General features: G+C 70.6%; 18 protein-coding genes and 1 pseudogene. 6 read left to right on the forward strand and 13 right to left on the reverse strand.

What is annotated here, in order from left to right; all coding sequences use genetic code 11:
• Nucleotides 1–169: 169 nt before the first annotated feature.
• The 5 genes from WBK31_RS06655 to WBK31_RS06675 all read right to left on the reverse strand — a co-directional run bounded on the left by WBK31_RS06655 (nt 170) and on the right by WBK31_RS06675 (nt 4,664).
• Nucleotides 170–757 (reverse strand): ATP/GTP-binding protein, encoded by a 588-nt coding sequence (locus tag WBK31_RS06655; protein ID WP_364066591.1) that lies wholly within the window; start codon nt 755–757, stop codon nt 170–172.
• Nucleotides 738–1,079 carry a DUF742 domain-containing protein gene (locus WBK31_RS06660; RefSeq protein ID WP_364066588.1) on the reverse strand — a complete coding sequence of 114 codons (342 nt, stop codon included), beginning with the start codon at nt 1,077–1,079 and terminating at the stop codon, nt 738–740. Before WBK31_RS06660 ends, WBK31_RS06655 begins: the two co-directional genes overlap by 20 nt.
• A gap of 35 nt (nt 1,080–1,114) precedes the next feature.
• On the reverse strand, nt 1,115–1,537 hold the full coding sequence (locus WBK31_RS06665) for a roadblock/LC7 domain-containing protein (RefSeq protein ID WP_406674485.1): 423 nt from the start codon (nt 1,535–1,537) through the stop codon (nt 1,115–1,117).
• The gene (locus WBK31_RS06670; protein ID WP_364066582.1) at nt 1,534–3,840 is read right to left on the reverse strand and encodes a nitrate- and nitrite sensing domain-containing protein; all 2,307 of its coding nucleotides are present in this window, start codon (nt 3,838–3,840) and stop codon (nt 1,534–1,536) included. The genes WBK31_RS06665 and WBK31_RS06670 overlap by 4 nt, the downstream gene beginning before the upstream one ends.
• Before the next feature lie 371 nt (nt 3,841–4,211).
• A complete protein-coding gene (locus WBK31_RS06675) occupies nt 4,212–4,664 on the reverse strand; it encodes a hypothetical protein (RefSeq protein WP_406674486.1) in 453 nt (150 codons plus the stop codon).
• A 140-nt stretch (nt 4,665–4,804) separates the two neighbouring features.
• Between WBK31_RS06675 and WBK31_RS06680 the strand changes: the two genes are divergently transcribed.
• Entirely contained in the window at nt 4,805–5,206 is a 402-nt protein-coding gene (locus tag WBK31_RS06680) for a terpene synthase family protein (protein ID WP_406674487.1), read from the forward strand.
• Nucleotides 5,207–5,221: 15 nt separating this feature from the next.
• On the opposite strand, the gene WBK31_RS06685 is transcribed toward WBK31_RS06680, so the two are convergent.
• Genes WBK31_RS06685 through WBK31_RS06695 form a run of 3 tightly spaced genes read right to left on the reverse strand, consistent with a single transcriptional unit; the run spans nt 5,222 to nt 8,143 of the window.
• A complete protein-coding gene (locus WBK31_RS06685; RefSeq protein ID WP_378784288.1) occupies nt 5,222–6,061 on the reverse strand; it encodes a prenyltransferase/squalene oxidase repeat-containing protein in 840 nt (279 codons plus the stop codon).
• Nucleotides 6,062–6,104: 43 nt separating this feature from the next.
• Nucleotides 6,105–6,797, reverse strand: coding sequence for a hypothetical protein (locus WBK31_RS06690; RefSeq protein ID WP_406674488.1), 693 nt, complete (start codon nt 6,795–6,797; stop codon nt 6,105–6,107).
• Nucleotides 6,794–8,143 (reverse strand): cytochrome P450, encoded by a 1,350-nt coding sequence (locus WBK31_RS06695; RefSeq protein ID WP_364066573.1) that lies wholly within the window; start codon nt 8,141–8,143, stop codon nt 6,794–6,796. The genes WBK31_RS06690 and WBK31_RS06695 overlap by 4 nt, the downstream gene beginning before the upstream one ends.
• A gap of 425 nt (nt 8,144–8,568) precedes the next feature.
• Between WBK31_RS06695 and WBK31_RS06700 the strand changes: the two genes are divergently transcribed.
• Nucleotides 8,569–9,591 carry a polyprenyl synthetase family protein gene (locus WBK31_RS06700; RefSeq protein ID WP_364066570.1) on the forward strand — a complete coding sequence of 341 codons (1,023 nt, stop codon included), beginning with the start codon at nt 8,569–8,571 and terminating at the stop codon, nt 9,589–9,591.
• 268 nt (nt 9,592–9,859) lie between these two features.
• Nucleotides 9,860–10,789 (forward strand): aldo/keto reductase, encoded by a 930-nt coding sequence (locus WBK31_RS06705; RefSeq protein ID WP_364066567.1) that lies wholly within the window; start codon nt 9,860–9,862, stop codon nt 10,787–10,789.
• Nucleotides 10,790–11,077: 288 nt separating this feature from the next.
• Here WBK31_RS06705 and WBK31_RS06710 read toward each other — a convergent pair.
• Nucleotides 11,078–11,416, reverse strand: a pseudogene (locus tag WBK31_RS06710) (STAS domain-containing protein); the annotation flags it as partial.
• A gap of 143 nt (nt 11,417–11,559) precedes the next feature.
• On the opposite strand from WBK31_RS06710, the gene WBK31_RS06715 reads away from it, so the two are divergent.
• The gene (locus WBK31_RS06715) at nt 11,560–12,009 is read left to right on the forward strand and encodes a helix-turn-helix domain-containing protein (protein ID WP_378784283.1); all 450 of its coding nucleotides are present in this window, start codon (nt 11,560–11,562) and stop codon (nt 12,007–12,009) included.
• Between the two features lie 185 nt (nt 12,010–12,194).
• Here the strand turns inward: WBK31_RS06715 and WBK31_RS06720 are convergent, their stop codons facing one another.
• Nucleotides 12,195–12,770: a TetR/AcrR family transcriptional regulator gene (locus tag WBK31_RS06720; protein ID WP_378784282.1), complete on the reverse strand. Its 576-nt coding sequence runs from the start codon at nt 12,768–12,770 to the stop codon at nt 12,195–12,197.
• A gap of 147 nt (nt 12,771–12,917) precedes the next feature.
• On the opposite strand from WBK31_RS06720, the gene WBK31_RS06725 reads away from it, so the two are divergent.
• Nucleotides 12,918–13,463: a helix-turn-helix domain-containing protein gene (locus WBK31_RS06725; protein WP_364066559.1), complete on the forward strand. Its 546-nt coding sequence runs from the start codon at nt 12,918–12,920 to the stop codon at nt 13,461–13,463.
• Here the strand turns inward: WBK31_RS06725 and WBK31_RS06730 are convergent.
• Together WBK31_RS06730 and WBK31_RS06735 are read right to left on the reverse strand one after the other, a co-directional pair.
• Nucleotides 13,401–14,888: a WS/DGAT/MGAT family O-acyltransferase gene (locus tag WBK31_RS06730; protein WP_406674489.1), complete on the reverse strand. Its 1,488-nt coding sequence runs from the start codon at nt 14,886–14,888 to the stop codon at nt 13,401–13,403. The genes WBK31_RS06725 and WBK31_RS06730 overlap by 63 nt on opposite strands.
• Before the next feature lie 137 nt (nt 14,889–15,025).
• On the reverse strand, nt 15,026–16,072 hold the full coding sequence (locus WBK31_RS06735) for a sulfite oxidase (protein ID WP_364066553.1): 1,047 nt from the start codon (nt 16,070–16,072) through the stop codon (nt 15,026–15,028).
• A gap of 1,084 nt (nt 16,073–17,156) precedes the next feature.
• Between WBK31_RS06735 and WBK31_RS06740 the strand changes: the two genes are divergently transcribed.
• Entirely contained in the window at nt 17,157–17,594 is a 438-nt protein-coding gene (locus WBK31_RS06740; protein WP_378784278.1) for a YkvA family protein, read from the forward strand.
• Nucleotides 17,595–18,433: 839 nt separating this feature from the next.
• Here the strand turns inward: WBK31_RS06740 and polX are convergent.
• Nucleotides 18,434–20,113 (reverse strand): DNA polymerase/3'-5' exonuclease PolX, encoded by a 1,680-nt coding sequence (gene polX, locus WBK31_RS06745; protein ID WP_364066547.1) that lies wholly within the window; start codon nt 20,111–20,113, stop codon nt 18,434–18,436.
• Nucleotides 20,114–20,311: the final 198 nt, after the last annotated feature.

The raw sequence follows: 20,311 nt of genomic DNA on the forward strand, positions 1-20,311 counted from the left end.
TCCTGACAGAGCCCGCCTCCCGACAGAGCCCGCCTCCCGACAGCCGGACAGGCCCTGGAACGCAGACCGGCCCTGAACACTGACAGGCCCTGAACGCTGACCGGCCTTGGAACGCAGAAAGGCCCGCCTTCACAGGCGGGCCTGACCGCACGGCCGGAGCAGGGAGGGGTCAGCTGCCGACCGGTTCTGCGCGCAGCCGTGCCGAATGCTTGACCAGCGTGATCAGCACCTCACGGCTGGAGTCGCGCTTGCGGGCGTCGCACATGACGATCGGGATGTCCGGCCCGAGCTGGAGCGCGAGGCGTACCTCGTCCAGCTCGAACGTCGGCGCGCCCTCGAAGCAGTTGACCGCCACCACGAACGGCGTGCCCCGCCGCTCGAAGTAGTCGACCGAGGGGAAGCAGTCGGCCAGCCGCCGGGTGTCGGCCAGGATGACCGCGCCCAGCGCCCCCTCCGCCAGCTCGTCCCACACGAACCAGAACCGCTCCTGGCCGGGCGTGCCGAACAGGTACAGGACATAGTCGTTGTTGAGTGTGATACGGCCGAAGTCCATCGCCACCGTGGTGGTGCGCTTGGCCTCCACCGAGGTGAGGTCGTCGACCCCGATGCTGCGATCGGTCAGCACCTCCTCGGTACGCAGCGGCCTGGTCTCGGAGACCGCGCCCACCATCGTGGTCTTGCCCGCGCCGAAACCGCCCGCGATCAGGATCTTGATCGCCGTCGGAAGGCGCGGACGCTCAGAGCGAGCGAAGGCCATCGAGCACCGCCCTGTACATCTTTATGTCGTGCATGTCCACCTCGGATTGCGGTTCCTGGGCAGAGACGAGTTCGCGGTCGAACAGGTCACCGAGCAGCACCCGGATCGTGCCGGCGGGCAGATCCAGGTACGCGGCTATCTCGGCGACGGACTTGGGTTCACGGCACAGCTGCAGGATGCGCAGGTGCTCGGGGTCCAGCCCGGCGTCGGGGCCCGGCGGCGGGCCGACCGCCAAGGCCATGGAGATCAGGTCGAACCTGCCGTGGGCAGGCTGCGTACGGCCACGAGTCACCACGTACGGGCGGATGATCTCCGGATCCACCCAGTGCTCGTCCGTGGGCTCGTCGTCCGGCCCTCTCACCCGTCGCTCCCGGCGATCGCCTCGGCGTTACGGGCGCCGGAGGTGAGGTACTGGCCGACCCTGGCGACCATCATCGCCATCTCGTACGCCACCAGGCCGATGTCGGCGTTCTGGTTGCACAGGACGGCGAGGCAGGCACGCTCGCCGGCGGTGGTCACGATGAGGAACTGGCTCTTCCACTCGACGACCGTCTGCCGGACCCTGCCGCCGGAGATGTGGTCGGACACGCCCTTGGCCAGGCTCTGAAGCCCGGATGCGACGGCGGACAGATGCTCGCCGTCGGTCCGCTGCAACCCGGCCGACGACGCCATGAGCAGACCGTCGGACGACAGCACGATGGCGTGCTCCGCGTCCTTGACGCGGCCGATCAGGTCGTCCATCAGCCAGTTGAGGTCGGTGCCCGACGTGGTGGGGTTCATTCCGTACCTCCCGTCTGCTCATCCAGCATCTTGGCCGCCTCGGAGCGGCCGAGACGGGTGCCTGACTGCAGGGATCCCATCATCGCGCGGATCTCCTCCGGCGAGCGCTCGTCATCGTCCTCCTCGAAATCGGGCTGCGTGGGCGCTTCTTCACGCAGCGCTGGTGCCAGGTTGGCCTGGGGTACCCGGAAGGGCAGCCCCGACGGTGTGAACTCGGTCACAGGTTTCTGCTCCGTGGCCGGCGTTTCTTTCTGTGGTTCTCGTTCAGAAGTGTCCTCCTGAACGGGCTCGGTTTCGGTAGCCGGCCTGGTCACGGGCTCGGGCCTCGGCCGGGAGACCGGCTCGGGCCTGCTCGCGGGCTCGGGGGCCTGCCGGGTCTCCTTGACCTCGCGTACGGGCGTCGGCGCCGCGAGCGGGGTGGCCGAGCGCGCCGAGCTGAGCGTGCGGACGTTCTCCGCCAGCGGCCTGGTCGCCGTGGCGACGCCCGCCTCCCTGCCGCGCTCCCTGCCGGGGGTGCGGCGCGGCAGCCGCTCGCGCCCGCCGTCCGTGCTGTCGGGTGACGGGTCGAGCTGGACGAGCTCCTGCGGCAGCAGCACCACGACGGTCGTGCCGCCGTACGGGGACGCCTTGAGCTTCACCTGGATGTCGTGGCGCTTGGCGAGCTGGCTGACCACGTAGAGGCCCAGCTGGGCGGTGCCGGAGATGCGGAACTCGGGCGGGTCGGCGATGCGCTTGTTGGCCGCCTCCAGGTCCTCGGGCTTCATGCCGAGACCGCGGTCCTCGATCTCGATCACGTAGCCGTTGGCCACGAGCTGGCCGCTGACCTGCACGTTGGTGTACGGCGGGGAGAACGACACGGCGTTCTCGATCAGCTCGGCGAGCAGGTGGATCACGTCACCGACGGCCCGGCCGGCGAGCACCACGTCGCCCATGGGCATGAGCGAGACGCGGGTGTAGTCCTCGACCTCGGCCAGGGCGCCGCGGACGACGTCCACCATGGGGACCGAGCGCCGCCACGTACGGGCGGGGGAGGAGCCGGACAGAACGATGAGGTTCTCGGCGTTGCGCCGCATCCGGATGGCCAGGTGGTCGAGCCGGAACAGCTCCTTGAGCTCCTCCGGGTCGGTCTCCCGGCGCTCCATGACGTCGAGCACGGTGAGCTGGCGGTGCACCAGGCCCTGCGTCCTGCGGGCCAGGCTGAGCAGAATGTCGCGGATGCTGCGGCGCAGCTCGGCCTGCTCGGCGGCGACGGCGATGGCGGTGCGCTGCATGGTGTTGAACGCCTGGCCCACCTGGCCGATCTCGTCGTCACCGAAGTCGAGCGCGGGGGCCTCCTTGGCGACGTCGACCTTCTCGCCGTGGCCGATGCGCTCCACGATGCTGGGCAGACGGTGGTCGGACAGCTCGTGCGCGGCGTCGCGCAGCTTCTGCAGCTGGGCGATGAGGGCACGTGCGGTGGTGATCGACAGGACGATGGACGCGATGACCGCGATCAGGCCGAGACCACCGGCGAGGACCAGCCGGACGATGACGTTGACGGCGACGGGGATCGCCCGCTCGACGACGCGGTCACCCGCGGCGAGGACCATCGTGTTGAGGTCGTTGAGCGCGGTGTCGGTGGCCTGGCGCCAGGTCGAGGAGGTGAACGGCACGCCGCCGTTCTCCGGTCCCTGCTCGGCGACGAGGGTCTCCAGGTTGCGCAGCCGGTTGAACGACTGGCCGTTGATGACCTTCTCGTACTCGGACTGGTTGAAGTCGGACAGCTCGGAGCCCGCCTGGTCGGCGACGATCTTCCAGGCGCCGGTGGTGGCGACGAACTGCGCGTGCTCGGAGGCCGACAGGCGCCCGCTGACGAGCGCGCCGGACAGCAGCGCGTCCTCCTTGGTGATGATGTCCCGGGCCCGGCTCAGCGCCAGCAGGTTGCGGATGTCGCTTGCCAGCGCCTTGTCGTCGAGGGTGGCCAGCGCGCCGTACAGGTTGAAGATCGAGTCGATGATCTCGCTGTAGGCGTCGGTGGCCGACACGCGGTTGAGCCTGCCGGCGTCGACGGCCTGGCGAGTCTGCTTGATCATGTCGAGGCGGCGGAAGACCTCGTTGAGCCGCTCCGAGCCTTCCTCGTCGGTGGCCCAGTCGACCAGCGTGCCCGTGGCGGCCTCCCTGAAGGAGGCGAGCGTGCTGTCGGAACGCTTGCGCTGGGCCTCCATCTCCTTACGAGAGCGGGAGGTGGGGTCGCTCAGGTGAACGGCCGAGATCCGGCGCTCCTTCTGCAGCTCTACCAGCAGAGGCTCACTGGGGTCGACCACGCTGTCATTGACCTGGGTGACCCACAGGAGGTTGACGCCTTCGCGTAGAGTTACCCATGCCGCGAAGACCCACAGCGCCGCCAGGGAGAGTAGCAGAGCCGTGACTTTGGTCCGCAGTCTCGTATTGCGGGAGCCCATTTTACCCACCCTGAGAAAGTGATACTGAGTGCTGGCCACCTGCACGCACGGCGGTGGCAACGGACGGTGTCGATCACGAGACTGTACCGCAGGACAAAGTGCCCCTCAAGCAACACCAATCGCTTTGCACACAAATATCCGATTTTTGACAGATTTAGTCAGAAATCGGATAAAATGGATATCCTGCGCGGGTGCAAGACGCCAGCTCCGCATACTTCGACATTCGTAATGACCTAGCAGACCGCCTGCTCAAAGCCTCCCATCAGCTCGCCGGGGTCCCCGAGCAGGACCGCGCGGCCGTCCTCACGGCGGCGCTCGACGCCGTGCCCGAGGCCGACCGGCTGCTGCGCCCCCACACCACACTCTTCGCCGACGGCGACAGCGCCTCCAGCCGGCTCGCCTTCAGCTGCCTGTCGGCCGCCGCCACGTTCCCCGCGGCGCGCCGCGACCAGATCGCCGACCTCGGCGCGCTCACCGCCGTCCTGTTCGGCATGGACGACATCGCCGACAGCATCGCGGGCGATTGGACCGACGCCGACGTGGACGCGTTCTTCGCCCGCATCCGCGGCGTGCTGTCCGGCGACGAGCCCGGCGAGTCCGAGGACTCCGGTCCCATGGGAGAGGCGCTGAGCGCGTGGCGGGCCTGGTGCGGGCGCTTCCGCGCCCACCCGGGAGCCGAAGCGCACGTGCCGTCGCTGCTCGGCCAGCTCGACCTCGCCGGCCGCGCCATGGCGCTGGAACGCCGCTGGGCCATGGGCGGCGAGCCCTGGCCCGGCTACGACCGCTACCTCGACAACGGCGGACTGACCATCCTCTACCGCACCTGGTGGGCGGCGGCCCTGGGCGTCTGCGGCCCCAGCCGGCCCGCACCGAGCACTGGGCCGTGGTCGAGCCGGCCACCGCGCTCGGCGCCGAGTGCATGCGCCTGGCCAACGACCTGCGCACGTTCGAGCGCGAGCGGCGCGAGGGCAAGCCGAACTCCGTGCTCATCCTGGAGCGCGCCGGGACGAGCACGGAGGACGCCGTCGAGCGGGTGCGCGCGCACATCGCCGAGCTCAACGCCGCCTTCGACGCCGAGCTGCGGCGGCTGCCCGCCGAACTGGCCGGCGTCGTCGAGGGACAGCGCAGGAGCGTCGCCTTCAACGGCGCCTGGTACATGGCCAGGGACACGCACGCCTACACCGTGGCCGAGCTGGCCGCGGACGCCCGCTCCGAGTCGCAGTCTTAGAAACACGGGCGTCGCTCAAGACGTCACGGTCGCCCGCGCCGCCAGATACGACGAGGCGATGACGGCGGCGCGGGTGATGGCGAACGGCGCGTAGAGGTCCTTGTCGTGCCAGAGCGGCGGGTGCTCGCCGCCCGTCGAGCCCGCCAGGTAGGCGAGCCCCCGGTCGGCGGCCTCGATCCGGCGCGGATCGTCCCGTCCCTCGGTCAGCAGCAGCACCTGCATGGCGTACGCGGTCTCCTCAGCGGTGCCCTCCCAGCGCCCCCACGATCCGTCGGGCCGCTGGGTGGACAGCACCCACTCGGCCGCCGCCCGCACCGCCGGAGCCGCGCCGGGGCCGCCGAACTCGTCCAGCGACAGCGCGCAGCTCACCGTGGCGTAGTAGGGCGAGGCGTGCCAGCGGTCGGTCCAGCTCCCGTCGGGCTGCTGGCGCTCGCCGATCCACGCCGACAGGTCGGCGATCGTCTCGGCGTAGCGGGGCGCGGCGTCGGGGCGGCGGGCGACGTACTGGCCGAAGGCGTCCAGCACGTGCGCGTTAACGCTCACAGAGGTGCCCTGCTCGCCGGGCCAGGTCGCGAAATGGGTGCCCGACCGGAAGCGCCACAGGCAGTCCGGCTCGTACGGCGCCCCCGCCAGCGACAGCGTGTACAGCGCCACGGAGGTGGTGTCGGCGTCGGCCGGCAGGCCGTATCCGGCGGGCGTGCCCTCGGGCCCGATGGCCGCCCTGATGTCGGCCAGCATCTCCGGCGGCACCTCGACGGGCACCCCGGCGCGTACCAGCCAGCTCAGCACCCAGCTCCGCTCGAACACGGTGATGGGCAGGCCCACCGGCACCGGGCCGCCGTGCAGCCGGACCACCGCCTCCAGGTGCTGCCTGGCGGGCTCGCCGTCCGGGCTCCCCCTAGCCGGCCTCGGGGCGGCCCAGCCACGCCGCGGTGGCGGCGGGGGAGGCGCCGATCGTGCCGATCGGCGTCGGGCGGATGCCGGGCGCGCCCGCCGCCTCCGCGCCGGCGATCTCCAGCGCGTGCAGCAGCTTCTCCGGCACCTCGGCGCCCGACTTGATCCACTCCCTGACGAGCCGGAGCGTGTCGTAGGTCATGCCCTCGGGCAGCGGCAGCGGCTCGTGACCCGCGCCCAGCTCGGCGAGGTGCTGGTTGATGAGCGACACCAGCGACGGCACGATGTGCTCGATCGCCGGCATGTCGGGCAGGTCGAGCCGCTCCTTCAGCCAGCCGCCGAGCACCTTCAGGCCGCGCTCGGCCGTCTCCAGCAGGCGGTCGCGCCCGATGCCGGGGTCGCTCCGCGTCAACGCGGCCAGGATGCCCTCGGTCGCGCTGAGCGTCGGCACCAGGCCGTAGCCGTCGGGTGCGCCCCAGGAGCCGTCGGGGCGCTGGGTGCGGACGAGGTAGCCGATCCGCTCGCCGTGGCCGGTCAGCCAGGGGGCGAGGGAGACGAGGCGGCCGGTCTCGTACACCGAGGGCGACACCTGGCCCCAGGGCCGGAGCATGAGGCTGGCGAGGAGCTCGTTCGCGGTCGCGGTCAGGTCGGCCGGGTCGGTGGCGGTGGCGAGGCTCACGTTGGTCCCGTTCTTCACGCCGCGCGCCGCCGTTCGTTGGGGTGCAGGCGCAGCCACAGCTTCTCCTTCGGCCGTACGGACGCGCCCGGCAGCGGGGTGAGCCGCTGCGGGTTGGTCAGCTCAGGCCGGTACCTGCTCAGCACGTTGGCGATCACCAGCGGGGCCTCGACGTAGAACAGGTGCTGGCCGAGGCACACGTGCGGGCCCGCGCCGAACGGAATGAAGGAGTAGCGGTGCTTGATCGCGGCCTTCTCGTCGGCCCAGCGGTCGGGGTCGAACTCGTCCGGCCGGTCCCAGAACTCCTTCAGCCGGTGCGTCGTGTACGGGCTGACCAGCACCTGCGAGCCGGCCTTGATGCGCATGCCGCCGATCTCGATGTCGTTGACCGCCTGCCGCGGGATGATCCACGCCGACGGGTAGACGCGCAGCAGCTCCTGGAGCACCATCCGCAAGTACGGCAGCTGGCCGACGTGCTCGGCGCGCACCGGCCCGCCGTCCACCACGTCGTCGATCTCCTGCCGCAGCCGGGCGTTGACCTCGGGGTGGTCGTGCAGCACCGACCACAGCCAGGTCAGCGACATGGCGGTGGTCTCCGAGGCGGCGCCGTAGATGCTGACCAGGTCGTCGCGCACCTGCTTGAGGTCGGCGCGGCCCTCCTTCTCCAGGCGGGCCGACAGCAGCTTGGAGACGACCTCCTTGCTGGAGGTGTCCTCGCGCTTGGCCTGCTCGATGAGCGGGTAGACGATCTCGTCGATCTTCTGGGCCGAGCGCAGGAACGCGCGGTCGCCCGGCACCTTGATGGAGTACGGCGCGAACGGGAAGAGTAACCGGAACCCGATCGAGGTGGCGCAGGTGGCGAACTCCGGCGCCAGCCGCTCGGCGGTGTCACGCGAGATCCGCCCGCCGAACAGCACCTTGATGACCGCCTGGTTGACGATCGTGGTCATCTGGTGCCCGCCGTCGATGAGACGTCCGGTCTCGGCGAACTTGTCCATCTCGAGCATGCACTCGGCGATGATGTCGGCCATGTCGTCGGCCAGCGAGGCGATGTAGCGCGAGGTGAACAGCGGCGCGAGGATCTTCCTGGTGGAAGCCCACGCCTCGCCTTCACCGAGGATGCTCTGGCCGGTCACGCGGCGGAGCGGCCGCCAGAACATGCCTTCACGGACGAAATTGGTCCAGTGGGTCTTGAGTACCTGCTCCACGTGATCCGGGTGCGAGACCAGATACGGCCGGAATGGACCCAGATTGACGCGGACGATCCGGCCCGCGGCCTCTGTTCCCATGTTGGCCAGTTCCGTCACCGGGTCCTTCACCAGGCGGGGTAGTGCCCGGTGGAAGGGGACGACGTGGGGAGTGGACACGGAGGTTTCCGTGGGGTGCGGCATGGCGGCGATACCCCGATCAGAGAGCGTTATGTAGCTAGAAGTGTTCTATGTGAGGAAATCTCACTCAATGAGTGATTATTGTACGAAAGTGCGTGTATGATCAAGCTTGGGCGGAAAAGAGAGATGTCGCCCTTCTGTTGATTCGCGGAGGAATGATGGTGGTCGGTTCCATTCGTGGTACGGTTTCCGGCTCCATCTCCGCCGTCCTCGACCAGTCACTTCTCCCGGGTGCGATGGTGTGCGGAACCCGGAGGTCGCTCGCAAGCGGTGCTCGGGACGCGCGTCGGCTCTGCTGGCACCTGTCTCACATGACGGGCATGTCATGACAGATATCAAAACCACGTGGAGTATCACATGCTTCTGCATGGAGTTTCAAGATCAACCGGAGGTAGGGGCCCCCGATGAGCGTCAGCCGCCCGGCCGTTCTGCCGCAGGGCGCCGACCCCTTGGCACGCTTCCGTCGCCTGCTCGAACCCGCCCTGCGTGAGGCCGTCGCGGCGCTGCATCCCTGGGGCGCCAAGATGGCCGCGTTCACGCTCGGCTGGTCCGACGTGGACGGCCGCCCGCTTGAGGGCGGTGTCGGCAAGGGCGTCAGGCCGGCTCTCGTCATGCTCAGCGCCGAAGCGGTCGGCGGCACCGCCGAGTCCGCGCTGCCCGGCGCCGTGGCGGTCGAGCTGGTGCACGCCTTCTCCCTGGCCCACGACGACATCATCGACCGCGACGAGCTGCGCAGGCATCGGGCCGCGCTGTGGAAGGCGTACGGTGTGGGGCCGGCGCTGCTGACCGGCGACGCGCTGCTGGCGCTGGCCGTCGGCCAGCTCGCCGGGCGTCCCGAGGCGATGCCCTACCTGTCCGCCGCTTTGATGGAGCTGGTGCAGGGGCAGACCGCCGACATGGCCTTCGAGGACCGCCCCTGGCGCGGGCCCGGCGAGGTCACCGTGGACGAGTACGCCGCGATGGCGGCGGGCAAGACCGGCGGCCTGCTGGGCGCCGCCGCCGCGGCCGGCGTGGCCCTGGGCGGTGCGCCCGAGCTGGCGGGGCGCATGTGGCAGATGGGACGCGACCTCGGCGTCGCCTTCCAGATCGCCGACGATATCCTCGGCATCTGGGGCGACCCCCGTATGACCGGCAAGCCCGTCCACAGCGACCTGCGGCGGGAGAAGAAGACTCTGCCGGTGCTCGCCGCGCTGGCCGGCGACGGACCGGCCGCGCGCGAGCTGTCCGACCTGCTCGCGGCGGGCGTCGAAGGAGAGGAGTCGGTACGGCACGCCGCCCGACTGGTGGAGGAGGCCGGCGGCCGCGCCGGTGCCGAGAGCCTCGCTGAGCGGTACGTGGCCTCGGCGCTCGGCGTACTCGACGAGTGCCTGCCGCACGCCACCGACCTGCGCGCCCTGTGCGGCAGCCTGGTTCACCGGTCCGCCTGATCACCCGGATCGCAGAAGCACCGGTGAGCACCGGGCAGGGCGGAGGTCGGGTCGCCTGAGCCTCGGGCTGTGAGCGCCGGTCGAGCCGGCATCGGTCCTGGTCGGCGTGGTAAGGGGCGGAGGCCCGGGTCACCTGAATCCCGGGCGCATGAGCGCCTGGCCGAGGAGCCACGCGTCAGACCACCGCGTGCCGCGCGCTCGTCTCTCATGAGGGCCCAAGGGCGGGGCCGCGCCAGGCCGCCGGGATCGGGCTGCGGATAATGGCGGGATGAGAACTATTGGCAATTCCGACCTGTCCGTATTTCCGATTTCGCTCGGCACCAATGTCTTCGGCTGGACGGCCGACAAGGAGACCTCGTTCGCGGTCCTGGACGCCTACGTCGAAGGCGGCGGCAATTTCCTCGACACCGCCGACGTGTACCCGTACTGGGCCACCGAAGAGCCCACGTCCGAGACCATCATCGGCGAGTGGCTGGCCGCGCGCGGCAACCGTGAGTCCATCGTGCTGGCCACCAAGGTCGGCTCGCTGGAGGGACGCAGCGGGCTCAAGGCCGACAACATCAAGGCGGCCGCCGAGGACTCGCTGCGGCGGCTGCGTACGGACTACATCGACCTCTACTGGGCGCACTTCGACGACCCTGACACGCCGCTGGCCGAGACGCTGGCCGGGTTCGACGCGCTGATCCGCGAGGGCAAGGTCCGCTACATCGGCGCGTCCAACTACACCGCGCCCCGGCTGGCCGAGGCGCTCGCGACCGCCGATAAGGAGGGCCTGGCCAGGTACGTCGCGTTGCAGCAGCCGTACAACCTGGTCGAGCGCGGCTACGAGGGCGAGCTGCGCGACCTGGTGGCGCGCGAGGGGCTGTCGAGCACCCCGTACTCCGGGCTCGCTGGAGGCTTCCTGAGCGGCAAGTACAAGCCGGGCGCCACCGTGGACAGCCCCCGGGCGTCGAAGGCGGGCGAGTACCTGAACACCGAGCGCGGCCCCAAGGTGCTGGAGGCGCTGAACAGGGTGGCGGAGGAGCGCGGCGCGGCGCCCGCGACGATCGCGCTCGCCTGGCTGGCCGCCCAGCCGACGGTGACCGCGCCCATCGCGAGCGCCCGCAACGTCGAGCAGCTCGGGCCCCTCCTCGCGGCGGCCGGCACCACGCTGACCGCCGAAGAGCTCGCCCTGCTGGACGAGGCGTCGCGCCCCTGACGGGCACGACGCCTTGGGATCTTGATCATGCTGCGGCCGGGCCACGGCCGGGCCGCACTGGGGCTGAGGCCGGATCGCGGACCAGGCACAGGCCATGCGACCGGGCTACCCCATCAGCTCCTCGTCGACGAGCCGCCGGCTGGAGGCGACCAGCCCGATGCGGCGGCGCATTTCGCGCACGTCGACGCCGGACCGCAGGTCAGGCCGGGGTCAGGACAGGCCGTGCTGCTTGCACCAGTCCTCGACGCTGCCGGCCGCCTCCTCGACGACCTGCTTCCAGTGGGGGTCGGCGGTGATCGCCTCGCCGACGGAGGAGTGGGAGGCGAAGACGGCGGTGAGCCCGGTGATGCGGAAGATCTTGGAGATCCGCTCGGTGGTCATCACCAGCGCCAGCGAGCCCTCCTGCGTGCGGAGCCGCTTGAGCCCGCCGACCAGGACGCCGAGGCCGGTCGAGTCGAGGAACTCGACCGTGCTCAGGTCGGCGATGAGGTGGACGACGCCCTGGCTCGCAAGGCCGATCACCTGCTCGCGCAGCTTCGGAGCGGTGAACACGTCGACCTCACCGGCGATCTTGAGCACGGCGCAGTCGCCGACCGGTCCGACCACCTCGATGCTGATGTCTTGCATGTCGCGCCTCACCATCGGCCGTATCCGCGGCCTGTCATCGGCAACATTGACGGGGAAATCTGTACATTGACGGTACTGCCACGATCGCCTTGTCGTCAACGCTTGACTTTCGGTGTCATCGTGCACAATGACACTCCGAAGGGGTGATCGCATTGCGGGTCGAAGAGGCCATCGGCCGACAGATCGCACGCCTGCGGGCGGAGCGCGGGATGTCACTGACCGAGCTGGGCGAGGCGCTCGGCCGCTACCTCGACAGGCCCTGGAGCCGCCAGGCCGTCCACCAGGCCGAGCGCGGCCAGCGCGCCTTCACCGCAGCCGAGCTGACCGCGCTCGCGCTCGCCCTCGACACCTCGGTCCCGGTGCTGTTCCGCGCCGAGAACGACCGCATCGAGCTGCCCGGCGGTGCCGTCTCCCCCGAGGACTACCGGGGCATCCTGCTGAACAGGGAGCCCGACATGCCGCTCGACGGAGTCGAAGAGCTGATCATCGCCCTGCACGACATCGGCGAGGTGCTCTCGCGCCCGGCGCTCGCCCGGCTGGCCCGCATCGGCCGCGTGGCCGACCAGGTCGCCGGCCCCGACCCCCAGCCCTGAGCCGGTCTCCGGGCGTAGGCCGTCGGTGCTCGGCGGCGGCCACGTTCAGACGGCGCGGGGTCAGCAGCCGCACCACCAGCCTGCCGGCCGGCATCGGCGCCGCCCCGGCCGCACTCGTCAGCACCAGAGACTCGGTGAGGGCCGCCCGCGCCTGAACGGCCGGCGCCGCGAGGTGGTGACCGCCGTCATGATCCGCCTCTCTCGGGCCCGGCGCCCTCCAGGAACGTGGCCCGCAGCAGCCGGGGCAGGTCCCGGCGGGCCACGTCACCGTGGCGCAGGCTCTCGCGTACGGTCGCCATCAGCCCGTACACGGTGTTGCTCACCCACCGCACGGGCAGGTCGGCGCGGAGCACCCCGGCGCGCTGGGCGGCGGCGTAGAACTCCAGCTCGCGCGCCTCCAGCTCCTCGGCGCGGCGGCGCAGTTCGGGCTCGATCATGAGCGTGTAGTCGGTCAGGCCGAAGCCGTACTCGTCGGCGATCTCGATCATGCCGACGATCAGCGCGTCCAGCGCCTCGGCCAGCGCCTTCGGATTTTGCGACGCGGTCGCGGCGGCCAGCCCGCACTGCTCCTGGAGACGTTCCCGCCGGTCGTGGGCGCGGTGCGCGAGCGCGAGCATCAGCTCTTCGCGGCTGCTGAAGTGGCGGTGCAAGGTCGCCCTGCTGACGCCGGCCGCCTCGGCGAGCTGCGTCATGGAGGCGAGCGGGTTCTCGTTGAGGTGATGGATCGCGGCCTTCATGATCTGGTCGCGGCGCACGGCCATGGCAGACACCTGCGTAGCTAACGAGACAGTTTCGTCTCAAATGCTACACGGCGGTCTCGCGAGGTGCGTCCGGGGTGACACGTGCGACACCCCTCTCGCCCCGACGGCATGGCGTGTCACTCGCACCCCGCATTAATGTGCTGAGCTGTGGTGATCGGTGACGTCCGCACGCGCATCCTGGACGCGGCGGAGGAGCTGTTCGCGGGCCGCGGGTACGAGGCCACCACGACCGCGGTCATAGCGAAATTCGCGAAAGTGCCCAAGCGGCTGATTGCTCAGTACTTTCCGCAGAAGATCGACATGCTGGTCGCTCTCGTGAACGAACGCGCCGTCATCGAGGAGGGCCGCGAGGTCGAGGCCGTGCCCGGCGACCTGGCCGGCACGCTCGCCCGGCTCGCCCGCGCCCTGCCGCTGCGCGCCTCGCCGTCGATGCGGCGCATCTTGTTCCGCGAGGCCGACACCCACGGCTCGGTCAAGGAGCGGCTCACCCGGCTCAACGGCGAGCTCGTCAGGCGGGCCAGGTTCGCGCTCGAGCTCGCCATGCCCGGGGCGCGCGGCGACGCGGCCAGGCTGGAGGTGGCGGCGGCCATGTTCGCCGCCGCCCTGCTGTACCAGGAGAACCTGTGCCAGCTAACCGGCCACCAGATCGACCCCGACGCCGTCGCGGAACTCATCGCCCACTCGCTCGTCTGACAGCTCGTCGAGCGCCGTGCGCAGGTGGGCGAGCAGGCTCCACACGTCGTCCACGCGCTCGGGGCAGGCCACGATGCCGAAGTCGAGCATGCCGTCGTACGAGAAGCACGTGATGGTGAGGCCGCCGCTGACGTCGCTCAGCACCGACAGCGGGTAGTACGACAGCACCCGCCCGCCGCACAGGTAGAGCGGGAACTGCGGCCCCGGCACGTTGCTGACGATCAGGTTGACCGGCGGGAAGGCCATGCCGGCCAGGCGGAACACGGCCGGCGTGGCCAGGCTCGTGACCGGGGCGGGCAGCAGCGAGCACAGCTCGCTCGGCCACGTCGCGGGAGCGAGTGCGAACCGGCGCTTGGCCCGGCTCATCACCGCGCCCATGACCCGCAGCCGCTCCAGCGGGTCCGGTACGTTCGTCGGCACCGGGGCCATCATGGCCGAGATCTGGTTGCCGATCAGGTCCTCGGCTCCCTTACGGCGCACCGCGACGGGCACGGCCACGACCAGCGGCGCGTCGGGCAGCGCGTCCCGCTCCACAAGCCACGAGCGCAGCGCGGACGCGCACAGCGTCATCACCACGTCGTTGACGCTCATGCCGTGCGCCTTGGCGATCTTCTTGATGTCCTTGAGCGGCAGTGAGCCGAACGACAGGTGGCGGCGGGCGCTGATCGGGCCGTTGAACGGCGTGCGCGGCACCGCCAGGCGCGGCAGCTCGGGCCGGTGCTGCCGGTCGCCGCTGACCGCCCTGGCCGCCCTGGCGATCAGCTTCGCGCCCGGGAGCGCGGCGGCCAGCGGGATGGCGTCCAGATCCGCCGCCGCCCTGATCATCGAACGGGCGGCGCGCAGCGGCTGGGCGGCGCCGTGCACCGCCGCTCCGACCAGCATCCCCGCGAGCCCCGCCTTCTGGGGCGCCGCTGGCGCGGCCGGTCGCGTCTTTGCCGAGGTCAAGTGGCCGTCGGGGCTGAGATCGAGCAGCGCCGCCAGGGTCTCCGCCCCCGAAACCCCGTCGATGGCCGCGTGATGCACCTTCGTGTAGACGGCGACCCGGCCCCCGCGCAGGCCCTTGATCAGGTGCATCTCCCACAGCGGCCGCGTCCTGTCGAGCCTGCGGGCGTGGATCTCCGCGACCGCCGCCGCGAGCTGCCGGTCGTCGCCCGGCGCCGGCAGGGTCAGCTCGAAGAGATGGCGGTCGATGTCGAGATCGGGATCGGCGACCCAGTACGGATGATCGAGCCCCAGCGGCACCTCCGCCAGGCGCATGCTGAGCGCGGGGGACAGGTGCAGGCGGGCGCGCAGCAGCTCCGCCAGCGCGTCTCTGCGGACCATGCCGTCCGCCGGGTCGAGCACCGCCAGTCCGGCCACGTGCGCGGCGGTGGTCGCCGACTCCAGGTGGAGGAATTGGGCGTCGAGTGCGGTCAGCTGACGCATCGGCTCTCCTTTTCCCGGTGATGCCGGCAGCATCACATGACGGGATTTCCGGAAGGTTTCCCGGGGAGTCCGCCAGATGAATTCAGCCGCTTTGTCAGATGAAAATTGCCCAAGGCGGGCGATGGATGACTTTTTCGTCAGCCGAAGACGACGTGCACGGGGTGTCGTACGACGGCGTCGAAGTGATATCCCATCGGGTGTTTGGTGCACGTGAGCGGCTGCGTGGCGCCGGTCTCGTCGGTCGCGCGGGCCATCAGCAGCCTCGTGCCGGTGCGCCGCGGCGTCCACTCGATGTGCCACGGCAGCCAGGCTTTCGCCAGGTGGTGGCCGTGGTGCTCGGCCTCGCGCCAGGTGAGCCCGCCGTCGTCGCTCACCTCCACCCTGACGATCCTGCCCCGCCCCGACCACGACCGCCCGCGCAGGATCCGGACGTCCGGCAGCGGCACCCTCGCATTCCACGGCAGCTCGAACGCGCTCTTGATCGGCTGCGTGGTGACGTCCGCGTAGAAAACGGTGTTCCACGGCGTGAAGATCTTCTCTGTGGCGACTTCGAGCTCCCCGAGCCATTTGATCGACGCGATTCCCACCCATCCCGGCACCACCAGCCGCGCCGGAAATCCATGGTCCGGAGGAAGCGGCACACCGTTCATTTCGTAGGCCACGAGCACGTCGTCCATCGCCTTGGCGATCGGCAGTGGCCGGCGCACGTGGCCGTACTCCTCGAACGGCTCGTCCAGCCCCGTCGCGAGCACGTCCACCGCCTCCGGCCGCACGCCCACCTCCTTGAGCAGGTGTTTCAGCGGCACCCCGCGCCAGCGCGCCACCCCGATCCCGCCGAGACCCCACTGCGTGCCGGGAGCGCCGTCGTGCTGCTGCGTCCGGTAGAAGCGCCGCCCGTTGCCGGCGCACTCCAGCGCCACGTCGTACGTGCGGGACGGCATCGCGCGCAGCTCGTCGTACGTGAACGCGTGCGGCCGCCGGACCCCGGGGCCGTGGACGCGCAGCTGCCAGGTGGTGACGTCGATGAGGGGCGTCGAGGTGTGGTTCCTGACGAAGAACCGGTCGTTCGGCGTGTGATAGCCGAGGCCCGCCATGGACTCCCACCTCATCTCGGCGCTGTTGCCGTGCACCCGGAACAGGTGGTCGGGCAGCGGCTTGACGATCGATGCCGTGGCTTGCCTCATGGAGCATCACCTCGTTGTGACTATTTCCTACCTGGAAACCATCTAATCTCCTGCGGCTGACTCCGCGCGCCCTTCCTTGCCGAAATCTGCCCAGCCTGTACAGGAACGTTCCCCGCCCGCTCACCTACCCGCCACCCACCCCACCCCAACGACCCTCGTCGCGCCCCGCCCAACGCCCCCGCCCAACGGCCCCGGCCACGCCGTATGACCAACGCCCCGGCTGCGCCCTCACCCCTGCCCCGACCTCACCGCACACGGGCACTCGCGGGTGAGTGGGGACATGCCGGGGCGCACGGCATTGGCGTGCGAGGGGCGTGGGTGTGCTGGCGATCGGGGTGCGGTGACGATGTCAGGGGGAGCGGTGTGGTGGTTACGCGCGACTGCCGCGATCCCGCCTAACGCCCCGTCTGCGCCCTCGCCCGTCCCAAGCCCCGCACCGAGCCCACCGCCCTGCACCGAGCCCACCGCCCTGCACCAGGTGGGCCGCTCGTTCTGGGGTTGTCGCCCGTTCGGGGCTCGCCGTCTCGCCTCTGGGGTCGCCGTCTCGTGGCGGGCCTGTCGTTCCGCTTTGCGCCGCCGCCCGTTTGGGCTTGTCACCCTGCACCGGGGCCGCTGTCCTGTGTCGGGCTTGTCGCCCCGCTCCGTGGCCACCGCCTCGTACCGGGTAGTGCCTCATGCCACTTGCCGGAGCTTGTCCGCGCCACCCATCTCTCTCCGCCGCGCCTGCGGCTTCGGTCGGTTCTCGCCGCCTGGCCGCCGGTGGTCCGGTGGTGATGGGCGTCGTGCCATTGGTCTGGGCGCCTTGGCCGGCCGTTCGCCGAGCGTCGGCGCGCCCGCGTGAACCTCCCACGGGGGCTTCGGCCGTTGCCCGGCAGGGCGTCACGTCGCGGTGGGATGGCAGGACAATGCGCCGCGCCCAATGAGCACGACACACAGAAGCGCTCCCAGCCGGCCCCGACTCGTGGTGACTTACGGTCGCCGGCGGCTCCTGTCGGCCGGCTCCGGCTCTCGGCGGGTTGCCGTCTTCGGATTCTGGCTGCACCGTGGTCGTGGTCTTGTCGGCGGTGGGAAAGGTGTCGAGCGGTTGACCGATACGTGGTGGTGGGATCTGCTGATCGGGGTGGCGGTCGCGGTCGTGGCCTGCTGGGTGGCGCTGGTGGTCGTGCTCGCCGCCGTCCGGCCGCGCGGCGGCCTGCTCCGGGAGTCGCTGCGGCTGCTGCCCGACATGCTGCGACTCGTTCGCCGCCTCGCCGCCGACCGGGACCTGCCCCGTGGCGTACGGGTGCGGCTCTGGCTGCTGGTCGCCTACCTGGCGGTGCCGATCGACCTGATACCGGACTTCATCCCCGTCATCGGGTACGCCGACGACGCCATCGTCGTGGCGGCCGTCCTGCGGTCGGTGGTGCGGCGAGCCGGCCTCGACACGGTACGCCGCCACTGGCCCGGCACCCCGGACGGCTTCACCGCCCTCACCCGCCTCACCGGCCTGAGCACTCCTGATGCGCCTGAGTCTCCACGGTGAGCACCCGCCCCACCGGCGGGCTTCGCCTTCCGCCGGTGCAACCCACCGCAAGCCGATCAAGGCGCGGGGGGCTTCGCGAACAGCGTGATTGCCACCGCCCACCCACGGAGGAAGCCCGCAAAGGCGCTGACGGCCTCACGCGGCTCGATCGTCTCCGCGCGATGGACGGCAGGCAGGTTGTGGCGGCTGGACGGTGGTTCCAGAGGCGACCACGTGGAAAGCCGGTCCCGAGGCGACCGCGTGGTGGGTCGGTCCTGAGGCGATGGTGTGGTGGGTCGGTCCTGAGGTGACGGCGTGGTGGGTCGTTCGCGGTGGGACTGGAGGCGGGCGAGCCGCACCGACGACAGGATCCTGCGCTCGGGTTTCTGATCCTTGGGTTCGCCTTTTGAGTCGCATCGGGCGCTCGGGGCGGTGAGTGGCGTTGGCACGTAGGTCGCGTGGACGTGCTTCGCGGGCGGGGAAAACCTCGCGCACGTGTCGTGCTTCCGCTGGCCTGCCATGTAGGCCCGCGCATCTGGTGACCGACCCAGGGAACACCGTCGTCCGGCTGCGCCTCGTGCGGCTGCGCCTCGTGCGGCTGCGCCTCGTGCGGCTGCGCCTCGCGCGGCTGCGCCCCGCCCGGCTCCCGCCTCGCGCGGCTGCGCCCCGCCCGGCTCCCGCCTCGCTCGCCTGGCGCCCGGCAGGCCGTCCGCTCGGGTCAGGCGGTGGGGTCAGGCGGTGGGTCAGGCGGTTGGGCTCGTCGGGTGTCGTGGCAGGTCCTGGAGGTGGGGGCCGGCGTCACGGCTCCGGGTGATGACTTAGGGCAGACCCGCCTGCCCAAGCAAGCGAACCGGGGAAACCTACCTGCCCAGGAAGGCGAGCAGCCGGTCGAGGGGCCAGGTGTTGATGACGTCGTCCGTTGTCAGCCAGGCCCGCTGCGCGATGCCCACCCCGTAGCGCTGGTGCGCGAGGTGCGGGATCGCGTGAGAGTCGCTGTCGATCGAGAACTTGACCCCGTGGTGCCGGGCCAGCCGTACCAGGTCGGACGGCAGGTCGGAGCGGTCGGGGTAGGAGTCGATCTCCATGGCGGTGCCGGTGCGGGCGGCGGCGCGGAAGACGGCGTCCCAGTCGGCGTCGACCGGCGGCCGCTTGCCGATCTTGCGGGTGGTGGGGTGGCCGATGATGTCGACGTACGGATTCTCACAGGCCGCGATGAAGCGGCGGGTCATCTCGTCGCGCGACATCGTGAAGTGGGAGTGGACCGAGGCCACGCACACGTCGAACTCCCGCAGGATCTCCTCGGGCCAGTCGACCGAGCCGTCGGGCGCGATGTTGAGCTCGGTGCCGTGCAGCAGCCGCATCTTCGGGTATTTCGCCTGCAGCTCGGCCACCCGCCCGCGCTGCTCCAGCGCCTTGTCCAGGGTCATGCGCTGCATCGCCAGGTCGGGGGCGTGGTCGGTGACCGCGTAGTAGGAGTAGCCGCGGGCAGCGGCGGCGGCCACCATGTCCTCGAGCGTCGCGATGCCGTCGGTGAGGTCGGTGTGGGTGTGCAGGTCGCCCTTGAGGTCGCCCAGCTCCACCAGCACCGGCAGCTCGCCGGCCAGCGCCGCCTTGACCTCGCCGCCGTCCTCGCGCAGTGGCGGCGGTACGTACTGCATGCCCAGCGCGTGGTAGATGTCCTCCTCGGACTCGGCGGCGATCACCCGGTCGCCCTCGAACAGCCCGTACTCGGATAGCTTCCAGCCCTTCTTGACCGCCAGCTCCCTGATGGCGACGTTGTGCTCCTTGGAGCCGGTGAAGTACTGCATGGCCGCGCCCCACGACCCGGCCGGCACCACCCGCAGGTCGACCTGGATGCCGGAGGTGGTGCGTACGGACGTCTTCTTGTCGCCGGCGGCGATGACCTCGGCGACGTAGGGCTGGGCGCGGAAGTCGCTCATGATCGACTCGGGCGCCACGGCGAGGATGTCGATGTCGCCGATGGTGTCCTTCATGCGCCGCAGCGACCCCGCGTACGCGATGCGCTCGGCCTTCAGCGACTCCATCACCTGCTCGGCCAGCGCCATCGCGATGCCGATGTGGACCCGGCGGCCCGACTGCTCGAGCTGCTGGATGCCCTTGAGGAGGTTGGCCAGGGTCTTGGGGCCGAGGCCCTTGACGCCGTCGAGCCGGCCCGAGGTGATGGCCTCGCTGAGCGCCTCGGTGGAGTCGATGCCGAAGTCCTCGTACAGCATGATGGCGGTCTTGGGCCCGAGCGAGGGGACCCTGGTCAGCCGCCGCACGCCCTCGGGGACACGCCCGCGCAGGTCGTCGAGCTGGCGGAAGCTCCCGCGCTGCAGGAACTCCTCCATCTTCTTCGCGATCGCCTCGCCGACCCCCGGGACCGAGCGCACGTCGACGACCGAGATGTCCTCGGGGAACCCCGCGATGGCCTTCGCCGCCTTCTGGTAGCTGCGCACCCTGAAGGCGTCGCCGCCGGTGAGCGCGAACAGCTCGGCGTATTCCTGCAGCGCCGCCGCAGCCTCCTCGTTTGCCCGCATGCCCCCACCTTAGGGCCTCGCTCCGACAATTCCGCGCAGCCCGATTTGCCGACGAAATTGTCAATAACACGGCCGGACAGAGCGTCCGCGATGTCCAACGCTCTCCTAGCGCAAGGGGATCATGGGAGATGGTCAACAATCGATCGGCGCGATCTTCTCCGGACTACCGGGGTTCAGGGCCGCGGAGGCCCGGCTGCT

Source organism: Nonomuraea sp. N2-4H, assembly GCF_045291505.1.
Classification (GTDB): Bacteria; Actinomycetota; Actinomycetes; order Streptosporangiales; family Streptosporangiaceae; genus Nonomuraea; species Nonomuraea fastidiosa.

Coding starts and splice junctions, on each gene's coding strand:
- WBK31_RS06655 (WP_364066591.1), bottom strand. CDS start 757: ATGGCCTTCGCTCGCTCTGAGCGTCCGCGCCTTCCGACGGCGATCAAG.
- WBK31_RS06665 (WP_406674485.1), bottom strand. CDS start 1,537: ATGAACCCCACCACGTCGGGCACCGACCTCAACTGGCTGATGGACGAC.
- WBK31_RS06700 (WP_364066570.1), top strand. CDS start 8,569: ATGAGCGTCAGCCGCCCGGCCGTTCTGCCGCAGGGCGCCGACCCCTTG.
- WBK31_RS06705 (WP_364066567.1), top strand. CDS start 9,860: ATGAGAACTATTGGCAATTCCGACCTGTCCGTATTTCCGATTTCGCTC.
- WBK31_RS06720 (WP_378784282.1), bottom strand. CDS start 12,770: ATGGCCGTGCGCCGCGACCAGATCATGAAGGCCGCGATCCATCACCTC.
- WBK31_RS06730 (WP_406674489.1), bottom strand. CDS start 14,888: ATGCGTCAGCTGACCGCACTCGACGCCCAATTCCTCCACCTGGAGTCG.
- WBK31_RS06735 (WP_364066553.1), bottom strand. CDS start 16,072: ATGAGGCAAGCCACGGCATCGATCGTCAAGCCGCTGCCCGACCACCTG.
- polX (WP_364066547.1), bottom strand. CDS start 20,113: ATGCGGGCAAACGAGGAGGCTGCGGCGGCGCTGCAGGAATACGCCGAG.